The sequence below is a fragment of the Terriglobia bacterium genome (assembly GCA_020072645.1).
Lineage (GTDB): Bacteria > Acidobacteriota > Terriglobia > Terriglobales > Acidobacteriaceae > Angelobacter.
This window is the reverse complement of sequence record JAIQGK010000007.1, coordinates 70,252-95,914: the sequence shown is the minus strand read 5'-3', so window position 1 is coordinate 95,914 and position 25,663 is coordinate 70,252. Positions and strand designations below refer to the sequence as shown.

Annotated in this window: 13 protein-coding genes and 1 tRNA gene; 4 read left to right on the top strand and 10 right to left on the bottom strand. The window is 55.9% G+C overall.

Annotated elements, in window-relative coordinates:
- Nucleotides 1–17: 17 nt before the first annotated feature.
- On the bottom strand, nucleotides 18–782 hold the full coding sequence (locus LAO76_11740) for an enoyl-CoA hydratase (GenBank protein MBZ5491592.1): 765 nt from the start codon (nucleotides 780–782) through the stop codon (nucleotides 18–20).
- Nucleotides 783–997: 215 nt separating this feature from the next.
- Nucleotides 998–3,529, bottom strand: coding sequence for an ABC transporter permease (locus LAO76_11735; protein ID MBZ5491591.1), 2,532 nt, complete (start codon nucleotides 3,527–3,529; stop codon nucleotides 998–1,000).
- A 421-nt stretch (nucleotides 3,530–3,950) separates the two neighbouring features.
- Between LAO76_11735 and LAO76_11730 the strand changes: the two genes are divergently transcribed.
- Nucleotides 3,951–4,024: transfer RNA gene (locus LAO76_11730), tRNA-Gln, on the top strand.
- Between the two features lie 2,032 nt (nucleotides 4,025–6,056).
- Here LAO76_11730 and LAO76_11725 read toward each other — a convergent pair.
- Together LAO76_11725 and LAO76_11720 are read right to left on the bottom strand one after the other, a co-directional pair.
- Nucleotides 6,057–8,957, bottom strand: a complete 2,901-nt coding sequence (locus LAO76_11725; GenBank protein MBZ5491590.1) for a DUF11 domain-containing protein — start codon at nucleotides 8,955–8,957, stop codon at nucleotides 6,057–6,059.
- Between the two features lie 669 nt (nucleotides 8,958–9,626).
- Nucleotides 9,627–11,567, bottom strand: coding sequence for a peptidyl-prolyl cis-trans isomerase (locus LAO76_11720; protein ID MBZ5491589.1), 1,941 nt, complete (start codon nucleotides 11,565–11,567; stop codon nucleotides 9,627–9,629).
- Nucleotides 11,568–11,895: 328 nt separating this feature from the next.
- On the opposite strand from LAO76_11720, the gene LAO76_11715 reads away from it, so the two are divergent.
- Complete coding sequence (locus LAO76_11715; GenBank protein ID MBZ5491588.1) at nucleotides 11,896–12,576, top strand: hypothetical protein; 681 nt, start codon at nucleotides 11,896–11,898, stop codon at nucleotides 12,574–12,576.
- An 85-nt stretch (nucleotides 12,577–12,661) separates the two neighbouring features.
- Here the strand turns inward: LAO76_11715 and LAO76_11710 are convergent, their stop codons facing one another.
- The 4 genes from LAO76_11710 to LAO76_11695 form a co-directional block, all read right to left on the bottom strand.
- The gene (locus tag LAO76_11710; protein ID MBZ5491587.1) at nucleotides 12,662–13,387 is read right to left on the bottom strand and encodes a response regulator transcription factor; all 726 of its coding nucleotides are present in this window, start codon (nucleotides 13,385–13,387) and stop codon (nucleotides 12,662–12,664) included.
- A 293-nt stretch (nucleotides 13,388–13,680) separates the two neighbouring features.
- Nucleotides 13,681–15,819 carry a DUF11 domain-containing protein gene (locus LAO76_11705; GenBank protein MBZ5491586.1) on the bottom strand — a complete coding sequence of 713 codons (2,139 nt, stop codon included), beginning with the start codon at nucleotides 15,817–15,819 and terminating at the stop codon, nucleotides 13,681–13,683.
- Nucleotides 15,820–15,824: 5 nt separating this feature from the next.
- Nucleotides 15,825–16,172, bottom strand: a complete 348-nt coding sequence (locus LAO76_11700; protein ID MBZ5491585.1) for a hypothetical protein — start codon at nucleotides 16,170–16,172, stop codon at nucleotides 15,825–15,827.
- A 481-nt stretch (nucleotides 16,173–16,653) separates the two neighbouring features.
- A complete protein-coding gene (locus LAO76_11695; GenBank protein ID MBZ5491584.1) occupies nucleotides 16,654–18,981 on the bottom strand; it encodes a hypothetical protein in 2,328 nt (775 codons plus the stop codon).
- Here LAO76_11695 and LAO76_11690 point away from each other — a divergent pair.
- The gene (locus LAO76_11690; GenBank protein ID MBZ5491583.1) at nucleotides 18,947–19,660 is read left to right on the top strand and encodes a hypothetical protein; all 714 of its coding nucleotides are present in this window, start codon (nucleotides 18,947–18,949) and stop codon (nucleotides 19,658–19,660) included. The genes LAO76_11695 and LAO76_11690 overlap by 35 nt on opposite strands.
- A gap of 738 nt (nucleotides 19,661–20,398) precedes the next feature.
- Here the strand turns inward: LAO76_11690 and LAO76_11685 are convergent.
- Entirely contained in the window at nucleotides 20,399–23,089 is a 2,691-nt protein-coding gene (locus tag LAO76_11685; protein MBZ5491582.1) for a DUF11 domain-containing protein, read from the bottom strand.
- A gap of 710 nt (nucleotides 23,090–23,799) precedes the next feature.
- Here LAO76_11685 and LAO76_11680 point away from each other — a divergent pair.
- Complete coding sequence (locus LAO76_11680) at nucleotides 23,800–24,249, top strand: hypothetical protein (protein MBZ5491581.1); 450 nt, start codon at nucleotides 23,800–23,802, stop codon at nucleotides 24,247–24,249.
- 882 nt (nucleotides 24,250–25,131) lie between these two features.
- On the opposite strand, the gene LAO76_11675 is transcribed toward LAO76_11680, so the two are convergent.
- On the bottom strand, nucleotides 25,132–25,578 hold the full coding sequence (locus LAO76_11675) for a hypothetical protein (GenBank protein MBZ5491580.1): 447 nt from the start codon (nucleotides 25,576–25,578) through the stop codon (nucleotides 25,132–25,134).
- Nucleotides 25,579–25,663: the final 85 nt, after the last annotated feature.

The window sequence follows — 25,663 nt, the reverse complement described above, 5'->3', positions numbered from 1 at the left end:
CGTCCTCACACATTCTTTCAGAATTGTGAGAAGTCCGGTTTGCGCCGCTGCATGAAAGCCATCATCGCTTCCCTTGCCTCCGGACCTTGTAAGAGAGCGGCGAACCGTTCTGTCTCCTTCGCCATCGCATCGGCAATCGTGTTAACGGATCCACGCTTCAACAAAGCTTTGGTGATGCGCAACGCTGACGGCGGCTTTTCCGCAAGTTGCCGTGCTTTGGCCATCGCCGTGTTGAAGAGTTCATTGCCGGCGACTATGGTATTCACAATTCCACCGTCTCGTGCTGTGTCCGCTGTGAATGGCTCGCCAAAGTACAGAAGTTCCGCGGCCCTGCGATGTCCCATCAGCGCCGGCAGAAGTATGCTGGAACCAGCTTCCGGACACAGTCCCAGATTGACAAAAGGAAGCTGAAAACGCGCGTCCGAAGCGGCATAAACAAGGTCGCAATGCAACAACATGGTGGAGCCGATTCCGACCGCTACTCCTCCCACAGCCGCAATCACTGGTTTCTGCGCAGCTATCAATGTTTGCAGGAAAAGAATCGCTGGACTCGTCTCTCCCGGTTTTGCGTTGGCAAAATCCACCAAGTCATTTCCAGCGGTGAAGCAGACCTCTGTTCCCGTGATCAGGACCACACGAACGTTTGGGTCAGCGTCAGCCTGCTTGAGCGCTTCGATCATCCCCAGGTACATGCCTCGGGTCAAGGCGTTCTTCTTCTCTGGCCGATCAAGGCGCAACGTGAGTATCCGGTCTTCAATTGAGACAACAATATGTTCCGCCATTCCAAGCTCCTTGGCGTCAGATTTACTTGCTATTCATGAATGGTGACAGGATACGCCAAGAGTGGCGATTCGCGCTTTGAGGGATCATACCGAAAAGAAAATTGCAGGCTGCGACCGAACATTCCTGATTCGTCGTGACTATCTCAGCCGCGAAAAACAGGTTTTCGGTTGCAGCCTGCATTCATTATTTGAGCGACGGCTATCGCTCAAAACCATTACTCTGTGCGCAAAGCCAGCATTGGCTCAGTATTCGCGGCTCTGCGGGCCGGAATCACGGCGGCGATAAACGCCGCAGCCGCCAGAACAACCGTGGTAATCACCAATACAAATGGATCATGCGGCTTGACTCCGTAGAGTTGGCTAGCCATCACTCGGCCACCAAAAATGGTGACTGGGATGCCGATGGCCAAACCGATGCCGACCTGAGCAAATGCGCCGCGCAAGACCATTCCCAACATATTCAGGCGATCTGCGCCCAGAGCCATGCGAATGCCGATCTCGCTCGTCCGCCGCTCCACTGTGTACGACGTAACGCCATAAAGGCCGATGGAGGCCAGAATCAACGCCAATATTCCGAAGAATGACGTCAGCTTGGCAATCATTGCCTGTTGCATGAAGTTTGCTTTTACCTGAAGACCAAAGCTTTGAAAATCGATCACTGCCAGATCAGGGTTTACCTGCGATAGCACTCGGCGGATATGCGTCTCAAGTCCAGACACTTCTCCATGAGTTTGTATTTCAATTGCATTCAGGTAGCGCGAGCGGTCTTCAAACTGCTGGTAACGCGGATCAGGATTATGGGCGCTCTGGCCTTCAGCCAGGAAATACATCGCTCGCATCTTGCTGGTTGCTCCCCAGTAATTCGTGTCCTCGGTCACTCCCACAATCTCAAATGCGCCCGGATGTTTCAGGTCGTCACTGAAATGCTTTCCAATGGCCTGGCCATCCTTGAAATACTTTTTCTCAAAGAAGCGATTCACCAGCGCCACGGCACGCGTCGTCGGCGTGTCCTGCTCATTGATGGCCCGACCTTCAACGATCTTCGTGCCAATTGTGTCGAAATAGCCAGGGCTCACGCGCAGCCATGATGCGCCATGGTCAGGTGTTCCAGGCGCCGGCGGCGGGTCTCCTTCGATGTATACGCCCTCGCCCCAATTGTCGCCTTCCATTGGGCTATAAAGGGAAAAGCTGACTTGCTGGACTCCAGGGATGGCAGCGATATTTTCTTTGAGCTGCCGGTAGAGTGGCTCCAATCTGTCCGTCTTGTATCCGGCCATCTGCGGATCAATATGTAAGATGTATCGATTGCTGGTATCAAAGCCGAAGTTGCGATGTTGCATATTATTCAAGCTTCGGGTCAGCAAGCCAGCGACGCATAACAGAACGAGTGACAGCGCGGCCTGCACTATCACAAGCGATTTTTGCCCTAACGTCCCTCGGCGCCCTGTGGAGCGTCCGGCGCCGCGCAAAGCTTCAGCGGGATTCGTGCTGGCGGTCATCCATGCAGGCGCAATTCCAAACAGGACGCCGGTTAAAATTGAAGTTGCGAATGCAAATGCTAGGACTGGCAGAGACGGCGTAGCCTCGATGGGCACGTAATCATTTCCAAAAGCCAACCGCAAGATCATCTTTGATCCGGCAAAGGCAATTGCAATTCCCGCTGACCCGCCCATCATTGCAAGCACAACGCTTTCCGTGAGTGCCTGCCGTACCAGAGTGGCGCGTGAAGCGCCCAGGGCGGAACGTACCGTGATCTGCTGCTTGCGCGCCGTCGCGCGAACAAGCATTAGGTTGGCCAGATTGGCGCACGCAATCAACAAGACGAAAGCTGAAATCCACATCAGCAGGTGCAGCCCGTCCTGGTATTCGTCGCGCATCCTCTGCACGCCGCCTCCGCCGGGAGAAAAATGCAGCGTCTGCTTGGCAACCAGAGGTTTGGAGCGATCTTCAACCTTGCTTTCCGGACTCAACAAGAACTGACGCAGCTCTACCTGCATTTGCGCTTCCATGGCTTTTTTGTCCGCGCCCGGGTTGATGCGTCCAATCAGGTCCAGCCAGTCCAATGCCGCATCATTCAGCACACCCACAGCCGGTTCAATCACCGGCTCGGCATTTAGCGGAAGCCAGAACGAAGGTGGATTGCTCTGCACTCTATCGCCAAAGAAACCGGGAGGCGCGATACCGACGACCGTAACCGGCTGTGAGTTCATCACAAATCCCGTTCCGATAATGGACCGATCGCCCCCGAACTTTTCCTGCCAGGTGCGAAAGCTCATTACCGCCGCCATGGGCGCTCCCTTGGTGTCGTCTTGAGGAGAAAGCATCCGGCCGGCATAGGCGGGAATTCCAAACGTTGAAAAATAATTTCCGGAAACAAACTCGGCCCGATATGACTCAGAAGGCTTGTTGTTGCCGCTCCAGCGGACTCCCATCAGGCTGTTTCCAGCCTGCATGGCGGCTAGTTCTTCGAATCCCGGGGTGTGCTCCTTAAACTGCTTGTACTGCTCAAACGAGAAGAGAGACCAGTTGTCCTGTAATCCGCCATTGATACAGCAGTTTTCTTCATTGCCCACACGCACAAGTTCTCCCGGTTTGGAAACCGGCAATGATTTGAGCAGCACAGCATGCACCAGCGTAAAGATCGCGGTCGTGGCTCCAATGCCCAGTGACAAAGTCAGGACCGCTGTCGCGGTAAATCCTGGCGCTTTTCTGAACTGCCGCAAGGCGTAACGAATTTCTTCAAAAATCTGCATTCAATTTTCCCTTGGCTTAAATCTTGCGCATTTGGATTGGCTTACTGAAAAAGTGTTGCGAAACCTGAGAAGATTTTTCATCAATAAATGGTCCATCGCACCCTTTGGAAGATATATACGGGCGCTGGAGAAAAAGGTTTCTAACTTTCTTTGTACATTTGGGATGAATTTGTCTTAATCCGAGCTGATCAAGGGCGTGAGTAAAGATTCACGGAGCTTCAATTGCTGGTTAGGGATGCAATATCGCGGATGCAATATCAAGGTCGAATGCGGGGATTTTTTTGAATTTACGTGCCAGCAGATTGATCGGAGGAACGTCTCAATATCCCCCTCGATTGAGCAGACACCGTGTGACTACGCTCACTCGAATAGGGCCCAAACAGATATGGTAAACTGCTAAGGAATCATTACATTCTGCCCCCTCGTTCAACGGCAGGACAGCTGACTCTGGATCAGCATATCGGGGTTCGAATCCCTGGGGGGCAGCCAATTAACTTCTTCTGCTTCTGTCTCTTGCACGGCTTCTAAAATCTCTTCCTCCAATTCCCTACTCTGCGTTTGCGTCCTGTTTGCGTCTGTTGCCGCCACTTTTTAGGAGTACTGTCCAGCGTGTCGATCCAAGCCACGTTTTCGCCTGGAAATCATCAGGAAAATCAAATGTTCTTCGCGCTAACGGCAGAAGCCGCCAGAAGCGGCGGAATTCGCACACTAGGCACATTACTCCCTGGTTGTGTGCTGTCCGGCAAATCGGCATCCCAGATTTTTTAGTGGGAATACCAAATGATCCCCAACCATGCATTCCTTCGTTAAGCCAATATTTCAACAACTTAGCAGTAGTCACGGGCCATCTTCTGGTAAAAATAGCCCCAGTTCAAATCTTTCTTTTTTTAATGTATTTCCAAGGTTCTATTAATATTCTGGTGTAAATTTAGGGCATCCAGAATTTCGCTTCAGCTGGATACGTGAAAGATCAGGCACAGATGTTTTTGCTGGCACATAGGTGGTTACGCGGGTTGGTTCTCGGATGCATGGTTTTTCTTGCCGCAACCGCCGCATGCTCGTGTGATTCGTATGACCCGGATCCGTACGATGATATCCCGCCTGTCGTAACTGTTGATTTCAACTATGTGGTTCCAAGCCGGGTAAACATCCGGCGTCCCCAGAGTCAGAACAAGCGTCCGATCAGAATCGATTCAGGAAACAAATCGCAAAATCCGTCATTCGCAGAGGTGGGCGGACTGTACGAGTCGCTTGTTGCATCTCCTCTTCTTCATGGCTCGCCTCAATGGGCCACTCCTCTTAGACGCTAAGAGACTCCTCCAGGACTCTGACGTGATTAGCCTCAGTTTCGCGGATTGCGGCGCATAAAAATCGCGACAGCAAACGCTCCAAACCAATTTTATTTTTTGCCATGAAGGTCCGGAGACACGTTCGGGCTGGAATGTTCGTTACACAAATGAGCGTTTGAGATTTGCGAACTGAAATTAGGATTCACGTCTTTTTGATCTCTATACCGTTCCATGAAGGACGGTAAGAGCGCCGGAATCGGGCTTCCGGCAAAGAGTCGGGCACCGGCACTGGTAGTTGGATGGGCACCGCGCATCAGCCAAAATACCAGGTTCGGTGTCCGACTTTTATATTGAAAATTTGGATATCGTATGGAAATTCTTCGGAACACCCGGGCTCTCGTCAGAATTCGCTGAAATTGACTCGGCTGTTGGCGGATTCCGGCGCCACTTCGCGGCGGGATGTGCGCCAGGCTCATCGAAAGTTGCTGCATCGATCGAATTCGCGAGGGAAGGATGTCGGGTTACTGCACAGCTCAAAAGAACCGAATACTCACGATCGGACGCTCAAGCACGGACATCTCAAAGACAAAGCGATCAAAGGACGGTAGTTGCTGTATTGCTTTGAGCGAAGCACAGGATGCAGCAGTCTCATGGAGCCCGCGGAGCGCCAGGAAAAGAGGAGTTGGATAAAACCCGCGAAGACACTCTCAGATGTTATCCAACTCCAAAATTGCAGTATTCATTCGTCGACTAGTTTTTAGGAGCAAGATCCCGGCCGCGCGACCGGAGATCTTGTTAATGCCTGGTTCGTGTTTCACCTCCGTTGGAAAGGCAGCTGGGCGAACTCCACTTCGCCCGGCTGCCCGGCTTCAGGCATCTCACTACCGTCGATAGTTCAATGCCTGATTTTTAAATCTCGCGGGGTGAGCTGTGGCTCCGCTTTCTAACACGCCGCCATACAGGCCATGGAACGCGGAATTCTCACAGGTCTTTAGAAGCGGTCTCGCCAATCAGTCATAGCCCTGGCGACATGAGTTGCCGCGGCTACGGTCATTGGTGAGACGGCTTCTAAAAATCAGGGTGCAGGTTCGCACCCCGCTTTTATTTCATTCGACTATCGGCCTGGGATTGCAACAAACCTCCCACGCCGGTAGCGACAAAACTTTTGGGATCTTTGGTTGGTCCGGGTTGCCGGGGAGGATCGCTCCCCGGCAATCGGAGTTAGAAGGTCATTACTGGGCGCCGATCGACACAGTGAACTGGTTGTTCGCTGTGTTTGGATCGCTTCCATTAACCTGGCTGGCTGAACCGGTTGTGGTGTATGCGTTGGCCGGTTCGGCGTTCGACGGTGTTGCCTGGACCGTTACCGTCGCGGCGCCGCCGCCGTTGATGGCACCGAGGCTGCAGCTCACGACGTTGCCGGAGATGCTGCAGGTACCCTGCGTGCTGCTTACCGAGGTCTGTGTCAGGCTGGCTCCGCTGGGAGCAGTCGTCACAGCTTGGAAGTTCACGCAACCGGCGTTGACGCTGCCCGTGCCGTTCTTGATCTGCCAAGTGAAGGTTACCGGGCTTCCGTGAACCGGGTTGCCGTTGTTGGAAGCGCCGCCCACCTGGATGTCAGCGGCCGACGCATTGCAAGTCGACGCGGCAACTGTGGTGGTCGAAGTAAACGAGTTGTTGGTCAGGTTCTGGTCAGAGACAAGACCGTTCGCCGGATCCGTTACGTTTACTGTCGAGGCGTTGGTGAAGCTACCGCTCTGGCCTGAAGGCAGCAGCACGGTCACGGTTACAGTAGCGTTACCTGCGACTGGCATTGCTCCCAGAGCGCAGTTGAACGTGGTCAGAGTTGGCGTGCCTGTGCAAACGCCCTGCGAGGTGGTGAAGGACACCAGCCCTGCCGGGAGGTTATCGCTGAATCCAACCGCCGGCGCTACCGCTGGGCCAGCATTGTGGATGCTGATCGTGTAGGTCACCTGCGAACCGGCATTCACGTTCGCCGGAGAGGTTTCCGACGCGCTCACGTCCGCATTCGTCGCGCAGGGGTTCGGTACCGCGACGGACAGTGCCGACGTGCCGCTGGTGCCGACAGCGTTGGTTGCCGACACTGCGAATTGATAGCTCGCCGTGGGTGAGCAAGCCAGACCAGTCACTGATCCGCCGGTGCCGGCGCCAAGGAACACAACCGGAGAACCGACCTGTACCGCGGGGGATCCCGTGAATACAGTGACCGTTGAGCTGGTCACAGCAGAATGGCCATTGCTGGGCTCTGTCCACGCAACTGCAATGGTGGAACCGTCGCCTGCAGACACGCCGACCACGTTCGTCGGTGTAGCTGGGGCTGTTGTAGCAAACGGAGTCACGATTGGGCTCAGGGGTGAGAACGAGCTGCAACCGGAGGCATTGCAAGCGTCAATCTCAAACTGATAGCCGGTGCCGACAGTCAATCCGCTGATTACGGCCGAGGTCGCCGGAGCCGTAACCGGAACACTAGTACCGGTATCCGTCGCCGGTCCGCCGGTCGGGGAAGCCAGGAATATCTCGATGTTGTAAGTGGTCGTGGGCTGTCCGTTCACGATCGGAGTCCACGCGAGTGTCGCCTGGCCTTGGTTCGGGCCAGCCGTGGCTGAGGAAATGGCGGGAGTAGCCGGCGGTCCAGGAGCCACAGGAGCTGGCGTAATTTTCCAGATCCGGCCGGTGCCGTTGATGCCGCCCTGCGTCTCGTCATCACCTGCGTAGACCGTCGCATTAGCCGGATCCAGAGGATCGGCTGTAACTCCGGTCAGGAACGAGAACGATCCGCCATAGTTCAGGTTGGCAGTCATTTGGGTTGCGCTGAGGATGTTCGTTACCCTGGTCAGGTTCGGGAATGACGCGACGTACACCGAGTTGCCGGGGAAATTCGGGTATTGGGCGTCGGTGGCCAGTCCACCCTGCGGCGCGCCTGCCGCGCTTGCCAGGATCTCGTCCGGGATCGTGTCTCCGCCTACCAATGGCTTGCCGCAGGCGGTGTTGCCGTTGACCGGCGTCAAGCAGTTAACGGCATGGAACTTCACCCAGGGAGCGATGTTGTCCGCGCCGATCAGCGTGTCGCCAATCCAGCCCAGACCGAAAGTGTGGCCGGTGCCAAACAGTTCGTCATGGGCAAGGATCGGAATCTGGATCTTCGCATTCGGGTCTTGCCCGCTGCTTCCCGCGCCCGGGCAATCCGTGTCGGGGTTGAAATTGGCCGCGTTGATGAAGCGAAGAATCGAGCCACTCCGGATCTGGCCGGTATAGAGGTTCCCATCCGGTCCCATCGCCGCGGCGTCGGGAATTTGCGGAACCAGGGATCCAGTATGCGGGTCTGTCAACTGAGGACAGCCGCCGAACGCGTTCCTGTTGGTCTGCGTTCCAATCATGCTGGTAATGTTAATCAGATCGACCATGCCCTGGCCGTTATCGCCGTCCGGGTGGTAGATGATGCGCGCGATGCCTGCGCCCACACGACTATTGTTGGATATGTACATGAAGTTGTTCTTCGCGTCCAGCGTGACCTGGCCGGGTGCGATTGCCAGTTTTTGAATGCTGATCACGCACGCCAGCGCGTTCACGTTCCATGCGCCAAAGCCGCCCACTGGGGTCGACAGATTGGCATCAAGTTCAGGGTCGATTCGGCACAGTCCGTTAATGGCATCGCCGTACCACAGGTGACGTACCGGCAAGCACTGCCCAAAAGTTGGGCTGGGAAGGTTCACCTTGCCAAAATTGGGGTTCGGAGTGACGCCGTCAGCGAGGAACAGGTTGTTGTCGACCAGCAACTGATCTTCGCAAAAAAGCGTTCCAAACTGTGGGTTCACGGTGGTGCCGTCAGCAAGCAACTGCCTCGTGTCACTTGGGTTCCTGGCATGGCTGTGCGCCGTGCCGTTCACGATAACGCCCGAGGTCGGCAGGGTGAGACCGCCGGGCCCGGTCGCGGTCACCTGTTGGACACCGGCCCACAACGTGGTGGTAGTTTGCATATCTTGAAATGTCTGCGCATTCGCTGTACTTGCGGCGAACGCAAGGATGAGAAGACAGCCCAGCATCGCGGCGATCGTTCCAATCGCTTTGCGAACTCGAAGCTGTAGAAATCTTGGCTGATTCGGGGTTTTCACTGGTTTTCTCTTTCCCGTTCCCGGAAGCTCATGGCTTCTGAAACGATTGTTGTTGAGTTAGCACTTGCAGCTCTCTCTAAGTGGCGTTGGTCGCGCCTTTTCTTTAGGCGCAGGCCATGAACGCATCACTGCGATTGCACGCAGCGGTGCGCCGTCGGTAACCAGGAAAGGAAAGATCAGTCAGGCCGAGATACGAGCCTGAAGCGGGCCATAACTGCCTAAGCCTTTTCGGTTGCTGGGCACCTCAACCGGCTCGTGGAAAGACAACTCCACTAGCCAGTCTTGCCGTACAGCTACCAACCAGCGGCATCAGCCCGATGATTTCGTCGATTTTGGCAGCAAAGATAGATTTGCTCTTCCTGGATGCGCTGCCCGCAAATGACATGCCTCTCAGGAAGTGGTTATAAGCGCCTTGCACCTTCGTGCGTACATAGCGTTATAACGCATGCCTACTATGGAAACCGATGCTTAAAGCAGCATTAAAAAGAGATTAAAAATTTTAATGTGGCCAATGTCCGGCTGGACAAGGGTTGGGTAGCCATTTTCCCGATTGGAGCGAGAAGCGGAGAGATTTTTGCGGCGAGACACGGGTGTTGTAACGGGCTTAAGCCCGAGCCGGCAACTCCCAGGTCGATGCGTTCGCGCTGCTCCGATAGAAAAAGCTCGTTGCTAATTGTGCGCGACCGTTTTTTGCGCCGCCCCAATTTGTGCAGCGCTGACGGGCTCTCCACCGGCCCGCGAGAAATATCGCTCGTTGTAGCGCGCTTGCACTGACGCTAACGGTTTCATAAGCGCCGCCATGTTCTGCTGGTAGATCTTCGTCGAAATCTCCGCTGTAACATCCTCCAGCGGAATCATTCTCCGGCTTTCCAGCTTGTAAATCACATAGGCGGTTGGGAACTCCCGCACGCTCGTGATCTCGCCTGGCTTAAGTGCAAATAATTCGGCCTCTGTCTTTTGCTCCATATTTCCACGCCGGATGGGTTGCAAGGAGCTGAGGGGAGGAGTCTTGATGCCGCGGGCTTCATAATCCGCGTAAGGACTTTGGAGGCCGAGGGTCTGGTAGGCCTCTTTCTGGAGTTTTTCCATGTCCTCGCCTTTGACCGCCCGCTCATGGAGTTGCTCAGCCAGCCGCTTCGCTTTGGCCTCGAAAACGTCGTCGCTCACAGTCTTGGGTCTTTGCCGCGGAACTGAAATATGCGTAAGCGTCAATTCCTCAAAACCCGCAAGATTCTTCTGGTAATACGCCTCGATTTCCTCTTTGGGAATGTCCCTGGCCATCTCATCTTGTTTCAGGCGGTACAAGTCGCCCAGAGCGCGCTGCCGGACCAGTTCCATCACGCCGGGAATCCGCGGGTCCTTGTCCAGCCCGGCTTTTTCGGCTGCATCCGCGTAGATCAAATCGTCAACGTAACCTTCACCGATTGCATGCGGAATGGCTCTGGTTGGACTCGTAGCGTTCATTAGCGCCATCCGGAGCAAAGGCTCGAATTGCTCGCGCGTGATTACCCGAGTGCATGGACCGGTCTCTGGTTTCTGGCTTCCGCATAAACCATGCAGGCTGATAACCGCATCGCCCGGAGCGACTTCCTTCTTCGTTGTCGAATTGCCTACTGAGCTCGCGTTGGCAGCATTTTGAAAAGCAGCCGGTGAGGTGGCAAAATACGCCTCGTTGTAATCCACGTGCACCGCGTCATGCAGCGCCTTCTCCAGCCCCTCGGTTTTGTCTCGGTACAGCAGCGTCTTAATCTCGCTTTTCTCCTCTTCGAACGGCAAAGTCTCCCGGCTGGTCCGCTTGAAAAACGTCCACAGCCCAGCAGCATCGAAAAGCGGAGTGACCTCGCCCTGTTTAAGGGCAAAAATCGCCTTCTCCTCCTCCTCTTTAAACAGCCCTGGCCGCAAGCCAAGCTTTATCCTCGGAGTTTCTTTCACGCCCAGCGCTTTCAGGGCTTCGTTCTGCAGCTTGGTGATGTCCTCTCCCTTTACCGCGCGCGCTTGCATATCCTCCGCTAATTGCTTCGCTTTAGCGCGAAACTCCGCATCGCTCAGGTTGGCCATGTTGTTCTTCGGAACCTGAAAGCGGTCCAGGTCCACTTGTTCGTAATCGCTGATGTTCTTCTTGTAATACTCTTCTATTTCCTGGTCGGGAATGTGCAGCGCCTGCTCCATTTTCTGAACGCGGTACATGTCACCCAACGCCCGCAGACGAGTAGATTCCAGCACCAACTCAAAACGAGGATCTTTATCCACTCCAGTCCTCTGCCCTGATTCCGCGTAAAGCAGCAGGCTGAAGTAGTTTTGCGCTATTTTGCGATATACAGACGGTTCAACCCCTCGCGCGGTCGCGCTCAGGGCCTTCAAGAAGCTCTCAAAATCCCGCCGGCTAACCAGCGTTCGGCAAGTACGCGCCGCGGACGCTGCATCTGCGCAAAGTCCTTCAATAGTTATCACCGGATCTGTGGCCAGTACGGTACGGCCTTTAGACTGCGCTCCGGCTGCTGCTCTTGCCGGCACGGCCGGTGCTTTTTGTGCAATCCTTTGTGCCAAAGCCGTTTCTGAACCAAAGACTGTTGTCAAAGCAAAGATAAGAAGCAATGAAATTCGTGACATTTGTAACGTCTCCCGCGCATGAAGGTTTTCTTGGACATCCAGGACTTACTCGCTCGTTGCGCGTAAGCGTTGCGGTGACTCTGGCTTCCGGTCGCTTGGGGTGCGACTTCTATAAGGCAAGAGCCTGTGGACTCGACGAGCACATATTAGCGTGTTATGTCCCCGGAGTCACGGTTTCTGGGAAAGAATTAGGGAAATTAATGATTAGAGAAATTAATGTTTCGAAAGAGGAAGGAAAGTGGCAAGATTGTTTTCGGGTTCGTTCTAATTTAGTTCCAATGAAGCGCAAGGTAGAATATGGCTGGGTTTCCGCCCTGAGCCGGAATCTATGAAGTTTTTTTCGCTGACAATTTGGATGCTTGTGGGAACTGGGATTATCGCGGCCCAGACAAACGATCCCCAACATGCGAACCTGCCCCCTGCTGCGCCCATGCAGCGAACTGGGGTTTCATCTGCGCCGGCAGGCAATCCGAATCCTGGCGCCCAGACTGCCGCGTCAACAGCTATCCCTGCGCCCATGCCGGTATATGTGCCACCCGTTCCGCCTGAAGTAACTTTTCGCGATGGAATGATTACCCTGACCGCGCCCAATTCCAGCCTGGCCAGTGTGCTGAGTGCCATCAGCTCAAAAACCGGAATTGAGTTTGAAGGCGCAGACCTCGGCGCTGCTGATCGCATGGCGCTTTCCATCGGTCCCGCCCCTGAGGCTGATGTTCTGTCTGCGATCTTTGATGGCTGGCGCTTCGACTATGTGGCTTTGGGAAAGCCAGACAATCCCGCGATTGTCCAGCGGGTGATCCTGACCGCGAAGGGCTCAGTTCCTGCGACGCCGCAACCAGGTGCAGTCCAGTCCCGCAAAGCTGACGACGATCCCGATAACGCAGCCGATAACTGGGAAACTCCAGGCGAGCGGACTGCTCAGCTGAGGCAGCAGCTGGACCAGGACCGCGAAAAGGAACTCAAGCTACGGGAATTGTATTTACAGCAACAGAAACAGCAGAACCCTTAACCCAATCCTCAGGACCCGCAAGAACCGCAACTTTAGCAGAGGCGCGCACGCGAATTTCTCCTCATAATCAGCTTGATTGATCGGCCTAGCTGCGCCCACTGGCCCGGCGCAGGCCTGAGAAGCTGCTCAACGACTTGTACTCTGCGGGAGAAGCCAGGACGTATCCTATTCCGTGTGCCGTGTGGATCAGCGGCTTATCGAAGCCGTCGTCAATCTTGGCACGGAGATAGTTGACGTACACGTCAACGATGTTGGTCAACCCTTCAAAACCAAGATTCCAGACGTTCTCCACCACCATCGTGCGCGTGACGGTCCGGCCGGCATTGCGCATTAGATACTCCAGCACACCGTATTCGCGGTGCGTCAGTTTGATTGGTTTGCCGGCTCGCGTCACGATGTGCCGCATGCGGTCGAGCTCCAGGTCCTCGATCGTGATTAGGTCCAGCAGCTCCGGCGGACGACGTAGGAGAGCATGGAGACGGGCCAGCAGCTCTTCATAAAAAAATGGTTTGACCAGGTAGTCGTCGGCGCCGGCTCGCAGTGCACAGACGCGGTCAGACTCTTCCTTCCGCGCGCTCAGAAGCAGGACCCGCGTGCCGGACCCTAACTTTCGGAGTCGTCTGAGGATTGTCAGGCCGTCGAGTTTGGGCAAGTTCCAATCGAGAATGATGGCGTCGTAATTAACCTCGGTGGCTAACTGCAGGCCTTCTTCCCCGTCCCTGGCCAGATCGACGGCAAAGTGGTCGGTCTCAAGACCCTTGGCCAGTATACGGGCTGTTTTGGGCTCATCCTCAATTATCAGAATACGCATTTCTCGACCTCCGTTTTGGCTGGCAGATTCGCCCGGCTCGAAACCGGCGGCCCTCCGGAAGCGATGGAACAATTGGAGAGCAGTCTCTAGTGTGGGTCGCTTCAAACAGGAAAAATATAACGAGGACAAGGATCGTGAAGCAAAAGTGTGCGTTTTGGAACACTTTCTCGTCCAAAAACAACCGAAAGCAGAGCATGTATTGAAAGCTTTTTAAGAACGTGCGCTTGTAGCTGGCTCGTAATCGGCGTCCGAAGAAAGAGGGCCGGCCAGAAGCTGGCTGGCCCTGCTGATGCCTACTTAGCGTTGATGGTTACCGTGAACGCGTTGTTCGCCGGGTTAGTATCCGTTCCGTTGAAGAGCGCCGATCCGATGACCGGAATTGTTCCACTTGCGGCGATGGCCACATTGACCACGACGGTCATAGTCTGTCCTCCGCCGATGCTTGACGCAACACAGGTGATCGTTCCTGAGGTGCCGGGAGCAGGCCCATCGCAGGTGCTGAGAGTCGACGTCACGGATTGAAACAGCAGCGTAGCCGGCAGCGTACTACTGAACGTGACCTGATTGGCCGTCGGACTCTGGCCGTTTTTGATCTGCCAGGTAAACGTGTCGGTGCTGCCGACCGTCGGCCCGCCGTTCTGCGCCGCGCCCACAACCTGAATATCGGTGGGCGCTGTAGCCACCGCGATCTGGGTAGTAACAGTCGCAGTATTGTTGAGCGGATTGGGATCAGCCAGCGGCGCTCCCGTTGAATCGAAGTCCTGCACCGAAGCGCTATTCACTGTGATTGTGCCCGTCAGGGTCAGCGTCACCGTAATCGTCGCGCTTCCTCCGGCTGGCAAGCCGCTCATCAGACACTGGACGCCTGCAAAGCCCGGAGGGCCGGAGCATACGCCTTGTGTAGTTGAAGCAGACACAAATGTCGCGCCGATCGGGATCGGATCGGAAACAACCACGCTTGGAGCAGCACTGGGGCCGAGGTTGGTGACAACAATGGTGTAGGTAATGTTCCCGCCCACATTCGGTGCCGGTCCCGAAGCCATCGCGATTGCCAGATCGGGCGCCCCCTGCGGCGGAGCAGTCGGCGTGACCGCGTTGGATGGCAGCGATTCCGGACTGCTGCCCACTGCGTTGGTCGCGTGCACGGTGAACGTGTAGGTGGTTCCGTTGCTTAGACCGCTCATCGTTGCCGAAGTCGCGGGCGCCACCACGAAAATACCCAGCCCCGTGGGCACGCCTCCGATATAGGACGATACTGTGTAGCTCGTAATCGGCGAGCCGCCGTTAGCGGTGGGCGCAGTCCAGGCGATAGTTGCGGCTGCGTTGCTCGGCGAGGCAACGACTGTCCCTGGCGTGCTCGGAGCAGTCACAACGTGCGGAGTAACAGAATTGCTCGGAAGTGAGAACTGGCTCGTTCCGAATGAGTTGCTGGCCGAGACTTCCCACTGGTACGAAACACCGTCAGTCAGTCCGGTGACGGTTGCAGTTGTCGGCACGAAGGTGGATCCTGCCGGAGCGCTCACCGTCACGTCGGGCACGGTCAGCCCATTCGATGAGAATGAATTGTGTACCGTGTAGCTGGTGGCGGTACCACCGCCACCCGACTGCCAGCTCACAGTGGCCTGGCCATCGCCCGCCAGCGCAGTTACTCGGATCGGTATGTCAGGTGTCGTCGGGGGAGCATTGACAATTTTGTCAATCCAACCTGCATTGGTGACCGCTGGTACATCTACCGCGGGATCGCTTCCCAGGTAGATCACTTCGTTCACCGGGTTGGAATTATCCACCGCAATCGTCAAGCCTGGCTGAATGTTTGATACCCAGGTTTCTTGCACTGCCGGGACTCCCACGCTGAGGCCGGAGATCAGCGCGATGCTCGTTCCTGTGGGGTCGAACGCATAAATATTGTTGCCGTTGGTGGCAGGATAATTCTGGTCGCTGAACATTCCCAGTGGATTTGCGACGAGAGAAACCAGAAGACCAATTCCCTTACAGGGAGTGAAGTTGTTCGCCGCAGTAAAGCACTGGTCGGCATTCCCGATTCGGAAAAGACCGATGCCGTCGGCGCCCCAGAGGTCGTGCCCGATCCAGCCCAATCCCTTGCCGATCTTCCCGTCAGAGGTTGATCCCATCACCTGGAAACCCGCGCATGGCACGGAAGCAGACTGCGGACCCAGAATGCGTATGATGTTCCCGCTCTTTCTGAAGCTGACATACAAATCGCCGTCAGGACCGAGAGCGATCGCCCAGGGAAAGTTGCCGCTCACACCGCAGCCGCCGGCATCGCCAAGAAATTCCGAGGTCACGCTAATCAGGCCCTGGCCTGAGTCGCCGTCAGGAAGCACGTGGAGGCGAGCCACCGACGACGGCTTGGCGTTGTTCACGGAATAGAGAGTGTTGATGGTTGGATCGAATGCCGTTCTTCCCGGCATGAATGCTACCCCCCGACGCTGGTAACGCAGGTGTTGGTGTTGACCGTATATGGCCCTGGGGAGTCGAGATCAGGATCGATGCGGCAAAAGCCAGCCTGATCGCCTTCCCACACATGCCGGACTGGGTTGCCAGTAATAGAGCTGATCGCCGTTCCCGGCAGGATCTGTACCGCCCACGGCAGGTTGAGTCCTTGAATCATGCCTATATCGGTGGTTGTGCTGGTGACCTGCGCCGCGGCGACTCCGGGCGCGAGGGCGACGAAAAAAACCAGAATCAGAATCGACCCTAGCGATACTCGCGATTGAAAATTGATTCTCTTCCCTGCAATGGTGGACTGCCTCAGACTCTTCATCACTTTGGCCTACTGGCCTTTCTCCGGAAGCTTGTTGTCCATCTGGATAAACCAATTAAACGTACTGCTGCCGGCCGCCGGAAGGGAGGTGAATCAAGCCAAGGCCGTGTGGAGTCCAGTTTGTCAGGAGCCGTGTGGAGTCGAGTTTGTCAGGAAATGACCGGCGAAAAGCTCTGATGGCTCTCTACCAGTCGCGCGGAGAATCCGGAAGGGAAATTAATCTAAAAAAAAACTAATAAATGTAATCTAACAAATATAGAGAACATAGAGCAACCGTTCGATATATGGTCACATGCTGATTTTAGGACATATGCGCCCTTGGCCATTAGTCTAGTCCGGGACAACGTGTATCTTTAATCCGATGCCCTCTCAATCGGCTCAATCATTGCGCCGAGCTATTAGCGCAGGTCATAGAGAAGCATCAGGCGCAGGGGCAAGAGCCCCGGCTTTCGCCGGAGCCCTTAGCTCTCCCGCGAAAACGCTAGAATGCCCGGAAGCGTTCTCCTTCGATCACCTGTGTGCGAAGACCGTTCATTGTCACGGGAATCGGCGGATGAACTTCTCCCTTGACGGTGTAGATCGCGATCGCCGTCTCACCCGGATTGTCCTTGCTGATGGCTACACCTACGCCTTGGATACCTGACTGACCCAGCAGCGTGCCGACATTGGCCTCTTTCACTGCGGAAGCCTGATCGATATCCTGCTGCGTTACTGCGGGCGCTAGGCCAGGAGCATCAAAGACAACCCTGGTACGTACGCCGCCGATGGTCGCCGGAATCGGAGCCTGAGTGACGCCGTTCACGTGGATCTCCAGCGCGCCTTCTCCCGGCGAGTCCGCACTGGCAGCGACAACGACTGAACTGATCATGGGATCACGGATCAGGAGAAGCGTGTTCGCCAAGCGTACATCGTCGACGCGCTGCTGCTCCGCCGCCGACAAGCCGGCGACAATCGGACTGAGCCTGGGAACCGTGGTGCTAAAGGCGCCGTTGGGATTGCCGCTTGGCACAGTCGCCGTAGGCACGCAGCTCACTCCATGGTCCGCGCCACCTACGATTCCAGGAATCTGCGCCGGCTTACCTTGGATGGTGAAAGCGCTGATCACATCCCGAATCGGGTTTGCCACCACGGTGGTTGACGTCCCGGCAAACAACAGCCCCACAGGTCTCGCCTGATCCGTGGTCACAATGAGGGCCCCAGAATCTCCCGGAGCAGCGAAACCGCCCCCAGTATTGTTAATGATGATCTGGTTGATGAAGGTGGAACTGAACCCGACAGGCCCGCCGCAGGTGGAATCATAATCCACAGTCACCGTCGTGAGAATGCTGCTCACTGTGGAGCAGGTAAGGCCCGTCGTCCGACCGCTCTTGGCCACGTTCAACCCTACGCTCTCAAGGGCCGTTGTTGAAGATGGTGGCGCTGCGGCAATGCTGTTCGCGCCGGCAAGGCCGAAGTCAAGAATGTTGCCGGTGGTGTCTACCTGTCCGGCCGCGACCTGCGCCAAACCAGCATCCACGTTGTCCGCTGCTTGACCCGTTGTGCCGGAGAGTGGCCTGACGAAGCCCGAGCTAAAGTTGGCTGCCACGTTCGGACTGGCAAAACACGCAGCAGGTCCAGGCTGATTGATCGCGTCGCCAACCGTTCCGGTCCCTCCGTTGGTAAGCACATGTTGAGCGCTCAGGACGAACAAGGTTCCGGAGCGGTTCATCAGCGCGCCAAGAGTTCCCACACAACATGCGGTCGGCGAGGTATTGTTCGCGTTGGATCCCGAAGTCCCGAGTTTGATGGGCGGGGTCTGCGGAGTTGACGTATCGTTGGGAAAGACCACCGTCGCGCTGGCCGAAGCGCTGATTGCAGAATTCGCTTGCGAAGTCCCGGTGATGGTGAGGGTATTGACGCCCGCACCCGGGAAGCTGGCCGGTGCTGTGTACACCCCGCCAGCGCTGATGGTTCCGACCGTCGGATTCCCATTCACAACGCCGTTCACGCTCCAGTTCACGGGCGCCCCGGTTCCGGACGCTGTGTACGTCTGCGTCTTGTTCAGCGCGATGGTTGCACCAGATGGTGAAACACTCAGCGTGAGCGACGCAGTTACTGTCAAGCTGGCGGAAGCTGTGTTGCCCGTTCCGCCATTGGTCGAACTTGCTGCGCCCGTTGTGTTGGTGAAAGTTCCACCCGACGTTCCAGTTACGTTCAACGTCACAGTGCAATTTGCACCCGCGGCAAGCGATCCTCCGCTGAGCGAGATGATCGTACTCCCCGCAACGGCGGTCGCTGTACCGGCACAGCTGTTCGTCAACCCTGGAGTCGGTGCGACCGCCAAGCCTGAAGGCAATGTGTCCAAGAACGCGACGCCAGATTCACTGACGGTGTTTGCAGCCGGGTTAGTGATGGTGAAGGTCAAACTTGTGGTTCCATTCAGCGCGATGCTGGCGGCGCCAAAAGCTTCCGCGATTGAAGGCGGAGATGCCACAGCGATCGTTGCCGAAGCACTGCCGCCCGTGCCGCCCTCAGTCGATGCGACATTGCCTGTCGTATTGATCGGCGCACCCGCCGCCGTGCCTGTCACGTTCAGTGAGAATGTACACGAGGTATTCGCAGCGAGGCTCGCGCCGCTCAGACTGATCAGACTCGTCACTTGGGTCGCGGTGAGTGTTCCTCCGCCGCAGGCTCCAGCCAGGCTGTTGGGTGTGGCAATGATCAATCCCGCGGGCAGCGTGTCACTGAAGCCCACTCCTGTAAGTCCAACTGTGTTGCCTGCAGGATTGGCAATAGTGAAGCTCAAAGTGGCGGATCCGTTCAGCGGCATGCTGGCAGCGCCAAAGGCTTCGCTGATTATCGGAGGCGCGGCAACCGCCAGGCTGGCAGTGGCGGTATTCCCTGTCCCACCGTTAGTCGAGCTCACAGTAACGCTGTTGTTTTTCGCTCCTGCGGTGGTTCCCGTCACGTTCAAGCTCAGCGTACAGGAGGCACTTGCCGACAGTGTTCCGCCTGACAGGCTTACCGCAGATGAGCCCGTTGCCGCCGCGGCTGTGCCGGTGCAGGTTGTTGTTAAGCCACTCGGTGTTGCCACCACCAGGCCCGTTGGCAAACTGTCACTAAATCCCACTCCTGTCAGCGATACCGTATTTGCCGCCGGGTTGGTGATCGTGAAGGCGAGCGAAGTAGTCCCATTCACCGCAATATTAGGAGCGCCAAATGACTCTGCTATGGTTGGCGCCGCCGGTGAACTTGGCGTTGGACTCGGACTCGGTGTCGGTAGCGGGGTAGGTGTGGGACCTGGGCCTGCACTGCCGCCCCCGCCACCACATGCCGTTAGACTCGCGGCCAAGCAACACGCGAGTATTGTCCCCCAAACGCTTGCCCCTACATTGCGACGACCATGCAACTTCATACGCCTACGTAATTTCCTTCTCCCGGAAGCATATCTGGCGACGATTGGAGCCGAAGTTGGCGAGCTGCGTCACCCAGCCACCAACTGGAATTGACCGATGTGTCGCCGGTATTTACGCCGGCGATGCCTGGAAACGGATACGTGACCCGTATTTCAGGTCCTGCTGGGACTTAATTGATTTTGTCGGGTTTTTTCAGCCGGGTGGGAGTAGATGTTGGCGTTGCCAACACAACTAACTAACAAACGACTGCGCGCGGTGAGAGTAGCTCAATTTCCGTCTACTGTTGAGGCAGATACTAGATCAGGAACTACGTAGGATGCAAGGACAAAATTCATTTTGAAACCTATTATTGTCTTTTTTCTATGTGGCGCTGGTCAAAATTGGACCGTGTCGCTTAAGTCGAAATGCGAGAACCATTACGCTTGAAGAAGCAGCGGCTTGATGTCAATGAACAGCAGCGAGCCCGACTTGCGTGGCGAGCTGTTTGTAACAGGTGCGAGAGAATCTTTTCCGAGGAGGGCTCGTTGGCGGTTTGGAGCGAAGCGACAAGAACAACGACTGGCCGGGACTTGTGTGAATCGTCTCCGGCCAGTCGCCTCCAGTGCGCGGCCATCGTTGTAGCTCACTGAAGAATCTCCTCGTAAATGAGGTTGAAAAAGTGAAGTTGGGTAATCTACGGGGGAATTACCCAACTTCCAGGTCCTGCGAAGATTCCACAGCGATCTCTCAGAGCCCTGTCCGTCGTACAGGAAGACAGCTATGGCTTTGCAGGAAGACAAAAGTGAAGAGTTCGGCTGCCAGGCGCTGAGGCCACCTGGCAGCCAGATGATTCTATCTGGGCCTGATAGTTACAGTGAACGAGTTATTGGAAATATTCGTGTCATTGCCGCTGAAGCTGCCCGAGCCAGTTGCCGAGAAGACTCCCGCTTGCGTTGGCACGAAGTTAACCGACACCAGCCACGTCTGGCCTCCAGGCAAGCTGGCCAGGTTGCAGGTGAGCGTTCCGCCGAAGCTTCCGGACGGTACTCCTCCGCATGTACCCACACTGGCAGCCCCAGAGGTGAACTGGAAGCTCGGGGGCAGCTGTAGTGTGAACACCACGTTCGAGGCGGGCGCGTTGCCGGTGTTGTTCTTGATCTGCCAGGTGAAGGTGTCGCCGGTTCCCTGGTTCGGGCCGCCGTTCTGGGCCGAACCTTTCACCTCGAGATCAGCGCTGACGCCTCCTGTGCCGCCTCCGACGCCGACAACCCCGACCACCGGAGCATTAATGTTGGTGGTGGAGCTGGCAACGTTGTTCGCGGCAACCGGATCAACAAGAAGGTTGCCGGATGCATCGCGCAGCTGCACTGAAGCGGTGTTGGTGATGGCAGTTGATCCCGCGATTACGGTCAACGTCACCTTGGCGCTGGCGCCCGAGAGCATTCCACCGAAGTTGCAGGTGAAGTTTGCCCCCGTATGCGTGCACACACCCTGCGTCGTTGCTGCGGCCTGGAAGGCTCCGGGCATAGTGTCTGTCAGAGTGACCATCGCGGCGTCTCCGGGACCATTGTTGGTCACGGTCATCGTGAAAGTCAGGAACGATCCCGCGTTAATGCTGGCCGGCGAGCTCATCGTGATCGCGATATCGGTTCCCAGCGGCGCAATCGGAGTGACGGCCGCTGACGGCGCAGATTCCGCGCTGTTGCCGGTTACATTGGTTGCGTGCACGGTAAAGGTGTAAGTTGTGCCGTTGGTCAGACCGGTAAAGTTCGTGCCGGTTTGATTTGCAGGCATGGTCAACATGAGTCCTCCGGGATTGGCGGTTATGGTGTAGTTGGCGATTGTAGATCCACCGTTGTTTGCCGGAGGAGTCCACGCGATGATCGCCGAGCCGTTGCCGGCGGACGCGACCACTCCCGTAGGAGCGCTCGGAACCGTCAATGCCCGCGGCGTGACTACAGATGTGGGAGCCGAGAATGGACTGCAGGCGGTTGCGTTACACGCTTGCACCAAGAACTCAACCGGAGTGCCGTTGGTCAAACCCGTGACTGTGCCCGAACTTGGCACAATGCCGTTCGCCCCGGCGGTTACGGTCAAGTCAGGAACACCGGAAGGCGCTCCGCCGGCTAACAGTGTGCGCACCACGTAACTGGTGGTTGCCTGGCCGTTGGGAGTTGGAATCCAGCTCACGGTTGCTGCGTTGGCAGTCGCGCTGGCAACTACACTATCCGGAATCGCCGGCGGCCCAGCCTGCGGCGGCTGCGGGACGACTTTGTAAATTGCTGCAGCGCCGTTGATTCCGCCCTGCGTGCAGTCCACGCCTACATACACGGTTTCATTGGCCAGATCACTGGTGTCGATTGTGGCGCCGGTCAAGAAACAGAAATTGCCGCCGAACTGCGGAGTAATGGCGATGTGCAATGCGTCTGTGACATTAATGACCCTGGCCATCCCGCTCAGCGTCATTGCATAGAGTGAGTTGCCGGGGAACGTCGTGTTGGGACCGTTATAGGTGAAGTCGCTGACAATGCCTCCCTGCGGGCCGGGGACAAAGGCGGCCAGGATTTCCGTTCCTGCGCCTGCCACTGGACCGCAGCGGTTAAATCCGTTGGCCGGAGTCAGACACTGGTCGGCATTGAACTTGACCCATGGCGCTATGTTGTCGGCGCCAAACAGATCGTGTCCGATCCAAGCGAGGCCGAAGGTGTGGCCCGCAGCGCCGCCCGCGCCAAACCTGGCATCGGGAGCGAAGATCGGCACATCGATGCTGGCGCAATCAGCCGGATTTCCTGGATCGAAGGTTGCCGGATGAGGAATGCGTGCGATCGTGCCATTGCGCGCCCAGCCGATATACAAATTGCCGTCCGGGCCGATCGTGGCTGCATCCATCGTAAACGGAGTCGCGCCATTGCGAGGATCGGTCACCACCGGGCACCCGCCTGCCGAATTGCGAGTGAGCTGCGAGCCCATCAACGATTCGATGTGAATCGGATCGATCGTGCCCTGTCCATTGTCGCCGCTGGGAAGGTAGTGCATGCGGATGATGCCGTTCGCCGTGCGTGGAATGTCCGCCGCGTAGATGGTGTTTGTCGAGGCGTCAAACGTGGCTTGCATCGGAGCAAATGCGCCGGCATTAATGGAGCCCACGCACGTGGTTATGATGTTGTTAAATCTGCCAATGCCAGGCGCTGCCAGTGAACCGTTCGGATCATCGATCTCCGGATCGATTCGGCAGAAGCCATTGCTGGCGTCGCCGTACCACAGGTGACGCACCGGCTTACCAGTGAACTGGCTGATGGCCGTGCCTGGCAGGATCAATCCTGAGGCCGGAAAGGTCAGTGACGAGAGCCCGAACTGGACAAAATCCTGCGTGCCGGCCCACAGAGTTGTGGTGGTGGGCACGTTGAGATTCGTCACGTTTTGCGCGCTCGCTGAGATCGAACCCGCAAACAGCAGAGCCAGACAGAACAGCACGAGCTGCACGGAAACTGGCAACTCGCGAACTGTCAGCGCAAGGTATTTTCTCTGATAGTTACTTCTCATTCAAATTCTTCCTTCTGTCCGGCAGATACCAGACTTGGTGATTCCCCGGAAGGGCGTACAGCGTTATCGACCAGCGCTGCTATGCCAGCATCATGGGAGCTGTTTCGCAGAATACGGCGCTCGGGTACACGCTCGACGATATGCAGCGCCGAGCGCAGAGCACCCAGCCCATCGCTCGATCAAGAGCAATAGACTGCACTGCATTAATGCATGCGCGCTGCCATGAAACTGGCCGCAGGCTCGGGGTGCAGCCGCACCACAGGTGAGACAACAGTTCGTGACTTCTTTTCTGTTATTTACCGCGAGTGAGGAGAACGATATGGAGCTTGTGACTGGTCTCAAGCGCTCTGCTTGTTGGCGTTGATTGGAATTCGTTTTCCACGATTTGGGTGGAATCGAATTTCCAGAAGGTCTTCGGATGGGAAAATAAGCGCCGGAAGATTGCGTATGTCTTGCCTGCTTAGCTCCCGGCTAATGCCGGTTAGACATGTACGCTGCGAAGTCCGGGCCCGCTAATACCGGGAGGGAAGATGCGGTACTGCGTCATCTTATACAGAAGCGCTTTATCGCTGATTTTGAGCTGCATGCCACCATTTTGCAGCTCCACTAGATAGCAATCAGCACGCGCTCAATGATCGATCCAAACCTGACGAACAACATTGCCAGCGCCACCACGAACGTGAACTCCGGCGTCGGCGGATCAAAGTTGAGTGCTGACATCCAAACCGTCGGCTCCTCCCAACAACGGCGGACCAGCGGTTGGCACCAACGTATTGTTCACCTGGCAGACCAAGAACAACACCGGCAACGTGACTGCTCCGAACGTTACGTTTGAAGTCACTCTGCCGTCGTCGTTCAATTTGGTGGCTGGAAGCTTGAGCACCAGGCATGGGTGGCTGCTCCATCAACGGTCAGACTCTGGATTGCACCACGGCAACGCTGCCCGGTGGCCAAACCATGATCGTGACGTACAGCATCCAGGGAACCCTTGCCTGATCGTTCACCCACCAGCGCCTCGGCAGCTCCTAAACTTCAGGGTTTTAAGCACTATCGGAACAATCGCAGAACGGCACTACAGCTGCGGCAGTCCTTTCAGGTCTCCCTGCAAAACAATGGACATTTCCCTGATCGACGGACAGGTTTTTGCCAAACGCCCTTGAGCTTTGCTGGAGCGCGGAAGTTGGGTACTTCCCCCCGTAGATTACCCAACTTTCTTTTATTAGAAATAAGGATCAGAAAACATCCCGCCTAATCTGAGCCTAAAATGAGAAATATAAATAAACCATAAAGATGCAAACACTTGCATAGGGGACATGGCCTGTCGATACAGCTCCCAATCCTTAGAGTCTTTAATGCAATTTTAATTTAGCTCTCACACTGCCAACGCATAGTCGGATTCAGCCATTCAGGCAAAATTCATGCAGCTACGGATGCTGGCAAGTCTCAATTCTTGTCTGCTCCACCTGCAAGATTCGTTGGTGGAGCAAGTCGTTTGGATCGCCGTTGTAACAAGCCGATTTTTCTCGTGGAAACGTTAAGCACTTACACGAATTCGCCACCCGAAAGCTCCGATCAGCCTGATACGGCCCTTCCCTGCTACCAATATTCGTACTTTCTCCCGACGGATTGCATGTCGACATGGTTGTTGCCTCTGCCCGCCGCTTCCCTTTCAGTAAACGTTGCCGTACAGAAGCAGCTAACTTTAGTCCATGAACGATTCCTGGAGCGCGGCCAGGAAGTTTCGCATGACTTGTTTTTGATGAGCCGGCGGAACTTTTCTTTGAAGTTGGGCGGCTCCTGTTAGATCGGGTTTGCCCAACTTCGTTTTTTCATTCGACAATTGAATCGTTTGAAAATATGCGACGGTGGATTTGTGCGTGTACTCGACTGGCCGATTCGATTGCTTTCTTAATAACTTTAATGTCGCTTTAATTTGTCTCTAATTACTAAAGTCCATTCTCTACCCATCGACGGCTTTGATGTTCTTCCGGGTTCTTCTCACGCGCTGGTCAGATTTCACAGACCGGTTTCCCGATAAAACATCAATACTGAAAAGAATATCTTTCAGACTCCTGGGTGGACCGTTGGTGCAACGCCCTGACTTGGCGGAAGCAAAGACCAATTAGGCAGGCATTACACCCGGCTCTTAGCGTGAGTTTCACGATCAAGTTAGCCGATCCTTCCTTTGGCCATTCTGCCGGCGGATTGTTTTCCATCCGGTCCCAGCGCATGCACACCATACTCCAGGAATGAATATTGATGTTGGCGGCTTTTGTCCGCCATTGCAGTGTGCAAATCACACGATGCGATTTTCTAGGAAGCGATGCTTCCGGAACGGGAAGGATGATGACGATAAAATCTCTTAACGGCGTTGTAAATAAGACTTCAACCAAATCGGTCGAGCCATGGATCCATGTGCGGGCAATGTTGATCGCAAAATTATGGATCGGATTAAAGGCGCTCTCTGTCCAGGGGACCCTGAATTTCACGCAGGAGCGCAACAGTATTCATTTGCCGGCAGCGGCACTTAACAGCCCATGAAAAAGTTTAGCTTGAGGCGATGCGAAAGGAGGC

Bases quoted from the DNA above. Each gene is read 5' to 3' on its own strand.
- LAO76_11740 (MBZ5491592.1), bottom strand. From the start codon at position 782: ATGGCGGAACATATTGTTGTCTCAATTGAAGACCGGATACTCACGTTG.
- LAO76_11720 (MBZ5491589.1), bottom strand. From the start codon at position 11,567: ATGTCACGAATTTCATTGCTTCTTATCTTTGCTTTGACAACAGTCTTT.
- LAO76_11715 (MBZ5491588.1), top strand. From the start codon at position 11,896: ATGAAGTTTTTTTCGCTGACAATTTGGATGCTTGTGGGAACTGGGATT.
- LAO76_11710 (MBZ5491587.1), bottom strand. From the start codon at position 13,387: ATGCGTATTCTGATAATTGAGGATGAGCCCAAAACAGCCCGTATACTG.
- LAO76_11705 (MBZ5491586.1), bottom strand. From the start codon at position 15,819: ATGCCGGGAAGAACGGCATTCGATCCAACCATCAACACTCTCTATTCC.
- LAO76_11700 (MBZ5491585.1), bottom strand. From the start codon at position 16,172: ATGAAGAGTCTGAGGCAGTCCACCATTGCAGGGAAGAGAATCAATTTT.
- LAO76_11695 (MBZ5491584.1), bottom strand. From the start codon at position 18,981: ATGCCGCTGAACGGATCCGCCACTTTGAGCTTCACTATTGCCAATCCT.
- LAO76_11685 (MBZ5491582.1), bottom strand. From the start codon at position 23,089: ATGAGAAGTAACTATCAGAGAAAATACCTTGCGCTGACAGTTCGCGAG.